Annotated in this window: 2 protein-coding genes and 1 pseudogene; all 3 read right to left on the bottom strand. The window is 61.2% G+C overall.

Annotation, left to right across the window (positions count from 1 at the left end):
• Positions 1 to 78: 78 nt before the first annotated feature.
• A pseudogene (locus MLC59_RS19500) lies at positions 79 to 714 on the bottom strand (alpha/beta hydrolase); the annotation flags it as partial.
• Positions 684 to 2555, bottom strand: coding sequence for an Lnb N-terminal periplasmic domain-containing protein (locus MLC59_RS19495; RefSeq protein ID WP_248237264.1), 1872 nt, complete (start codon positions 2553 to 2555; stop codon positions 684 to 686). The pseudogene MLC59_RS19500 and the gene MLC59_RS19495, both read right to left, overlap by 31 nt.
• Positions 2556 to 2652: 97 nt before the next feature.
• On the bottom strand, positions 2653 to 3114 hold the full coding sequence (locus tag MLC59_RS19490; RefSeq protein ID WP_248237263.1) for a DUF3015 domain-containing protein: 462 nt from the start codon (positions 3112 to 3114) through the stop codon (positions 2653 to 2655).
• Between the last annotated feature and the right edge of the window lie 291 nt (positions 3115 to 3405).

Raw genomic sequence — 3405 nt, 5'->3', positions numbered from 1 at the left:
CGATGGGTGGCAGCCTTGCTCCGGTCCGGGTGGCAGGCTTCACGTGGAATGGGTGGCAACCTTCAGCGGTTTACGCACGTATTCATCCGGGATGGTCCAGCTCAGGGGAGCCTGGAAAGGCCAGGTAAGCCAGAACCCGCCGAGTTTTTCCCTGGCAATCGCCCGGAAGCCGGAAAATGCACTATCCGCAATAACGGCCGTAAGCCCGGGGGTTTCCTTTCGGGGGACCCACTCGCTTGCGAGGGTGATCGCCAGGGCGCCGCCGAGGCTCTGTCCCAGCAGGTACAGTGGGCGTTGGCTGTCCCCGACACGGACGCCGAGCCAGCGTAGCCCCGTCTCTGCGTCCTGCAGGGCACCCTCCAGGTCCGCGGTTCCGGTGGACCTGCCGTACCCCCGGTAGTCAGGTAGAAAGACGTTGTAACCCGCCTCAGGTAGCCAGGCGACGTTAAATACATGGCTGCTGATGTTCTGGGCGTTGCCGTGGAGAAAGTAGACATCGCCCAGCGGCTCGCCCTGCGCGGGTAACCACCAACCATGGAGGCGTTCGCCGTCGGGAGTGTCCAGCCAAACGTCTTCATAGGCCAGTTCAAGGCGGTCAGGGGTGACATACACCTGCTGGTCCGGATAGAAGAAGAAACCGCTGCAACCGGCCTGAAAGGCTGCCATCGCAGCAATCGCCGGAATCAGAAGAAAGCGTGGAATCCGAGGTTCCATAAGGTTTGGTACCTGTCGTAGTGGTGGTTTCGGCTGATGCGGGCGTCGATGCTGTAATCCCGGGCAATGTGCCATGCGCCGTGCAGGTAAAGCTCATGTTCCCGGTGATGGTCGCTGACTATCCACGACCTGGTACGCAAACCGGTGATCAGGCTGAGCCTGTCGGCCTGGCGAAGCAGGGCGAGGTCGGCACCGGGGGCGATGTCGTAGCCCCGTGACAGGTGCTTGCTGATTTCCAGGTCTCCGGTCAGCATGGCCAGGCCCTGTATCCGGTCGGTGATTCTCCAGGTACCGCCTGCCCCGCCATCCAGGTACGGCGTGAACGCCCGCTCGCCCCCTTCCAGTGCTGTGCGGCGGCCGCCAAAGCCGACCTGCCAGGACAGGGGCTTGAAAAAATCGTCCCGTGGTGTCAGGGAGCGGATTTCCACACCCACCAGGTTTTCCAGCTGAAGTTCCTGGTTCTTGTGGTAAAGGCGGGCGTCGATTCTCAGGAATTGAAGCTGCGCACCAGGGCGATAGCCGGCGGGTGGGTCAAGCAGGTCATGGTAGGCCGCCCGAACGGAAAGCTCGCTGTAATGGCGTTCGCCGGTGTTGCCTGTGCCCACACCCAGCCGCATGGTGTCATGGCCCTGGTCGTCGCGAACGTCGGGCCGTTCAGGCGGAGTAAGGGGAGCTTGGCCCTGCAGCCGGCTGCGGGCCATCAGCAGCTCATGGGAGAGAGGGGCTGCGAAGTCCCGGGGCCATTCTTCTGCCTGGGCCTGGTGGCGGACATAGTCGTAGGTTGCGTCGAGGACTCGCGCCTGTGCCGGGGGCGCGAGAGATTGCACTTCCTTGTCGTCTACCGCCACGTAGCCATTAGCGATGGCTGCGGCCAGCTGACGTTCGTCGGCGCTCAATTCGTCGAGGAAATGGTTAACGCGGGTAGCCGCGGAAGGTCGGTAGTGGATCTCGTCGACCAGGTTCCGGTCCACAACCCAGCGAATGGTGTCCGACGGAATCGCGTGGGTGCTGACTTCATCCAGCAGTTGCGTGCCAGGTCGGGCCACATCAATCAGCGCGAGCAGGCGGTAGGCACAGTTTTCATCGAAGAAATAGTAGTCGAAGTTGCGATCCTGGATCTCCCAGGTATGGGCCAGCATCTGCTCCACTTCCTCCGGGGCAAGGTTGAGCCGGTATTCCCAGAGATCCCGGTTCTCGATGTCCGAATAGACCTTGATCATCTCGTAATAGGGCTGCACTGAGGTGATACCGGGGTAGCCTCCGACGATGCCACGGTAGGCAAACAGGATTTCGTTGTCATGCTCGGCTGCGTCTGCGGCGTAGGAAATGGTGTTCGCCAGCAACAGGTTGGTATCGCCATCCTGCCGTGGCGGGTCCAGCCTCAGAAAGGTATGCCCGAACATGGAGGAGGGACTGTTGAGGTACGAGGCGGCAAAGACCAGGGTGACTGCCTCGGTATTGAGTTCGGCTTTCCATTCGTTGAAAGCGGAACACTTCACCTCCGGTTCCGGGAGTGACAGGTGGGAGCGGATCCATGCGTCCCGTGCCGGAAACTCGCAACGAGCGTGATCGTTGTCGTTTGCCGTAGCCGGTCGGGTGATGGCCTCGATGGTGGCTCGTAGCTCGGCCTCCGGGTCGGCCTTGCCATCCGGGCTCAGGAAGAAGCTGTCATCATCGGCCTGGCTGGTGTAACCCGACCCCAGGGTATCCGGGTGATAGTGTCCCAGTGTTAACCAGGCATCCGAGTTGGCAAGTCGGGTGGTCGTGTCAGGCAGGCCTGCCTGGGTCGTGGTACAAAGCGATAGCCCGACAATCAGGGCTGGCAAGGTGCGGGTTGGCATGCAGCAAGGGGTCGTGTGGGTGAACGGTTGGCGTGGCGCCCTCGGTAGGGGGTAGGCAGCCTGCCCGAATGGCAGGCTGCCGCTGAGGGCTGAAGGATCAGGCGACGTACTTGCTCAGGCGCTCGTTTCGCTCGAGAAGTGCGACGATGGCATCCACCGCCTGGTCAGAAGTGGTGTCAGAAGACGGGAAGATGGTAGCGAAGTTGTCCTGCAGAAGCTGGCTGAACTCGCCGCGGTCGGCTTCGTCAACGCCCAGCAGGACGGCCAGGGTTTCCAGGTTTTCACCAGAGCCGCGGGACATGTCCCGGGCGACCTTGTCGATGTTGCTGTCCATGTACATCGCCATGGACTGGACAGACTGGTTGGTCTGGCAGCCGAGGGTGCCGGTGGTCATACCGAAGGTCTGGTTGCCAAAAATGCCGTTGGTGGTTGCCGCCAGTATGTGGGGCGCAATACCTGACTGCCCCTTCCAGATCATGGCGCCAACACCACAGCCCGGTTGTGCGAAGGCCATGCTGGATGCGCCGAGAAGGATGGCACCTGCGATCAGTTTTTTCATGTTCTGCTCCTTGATCATCATTGTTAGTCGCTGAAACGGAATGGAGCCCCAGGGCTTACCACTCCTTCCGCGGTGGCTTTACTATACGCCCTGGAGCCTGCCGTTACAGACAAGTATAGCCAACCCAGGATAAACGCCAATGGGGGCCAATGATATGTCGCTAAAAGCTGCCAGGAGCCTGCGCGGCAGAAACTTCCGCAGGGTCCCTCCCGGGCACTAGTGTCCCGTTTGGTTAATTCGCTGATCTACTGAGCCACTGAGAGCCTTGAGAGCTAGGCGCGGTGGCGAAGG

Source organism: Marinobacter bryozoorum (assembly GCF_023156245.1).
GTDB classification, from domain to species: Bacteria; Pseudomonadota; Gammaproteobacteria; order Pseudomonadales; family Oleiphilaceae; genus Marinobacter; species Marinobacter bryozoorum.
This window is presented reverse-complemented; position numbering and strand designations above follow the sequence as displayed.

Coding starts and splice junctions, on each gene's coding strand:
- MLC59_RS19495 (WP_248237264.1), bottom strand. CDS start 2,555: ATGCCAACCCGCACCTTGCCAGCCCTGATTGTCGGGCTATCGCTTTGT.
- MLC59_RS19490 (WP_248237263.1), bottom strand. CDS start 3,114: ATGAAAAAACTGATCGCAGGTGCCATCCTTCTCGGCGCATCCAGCATG.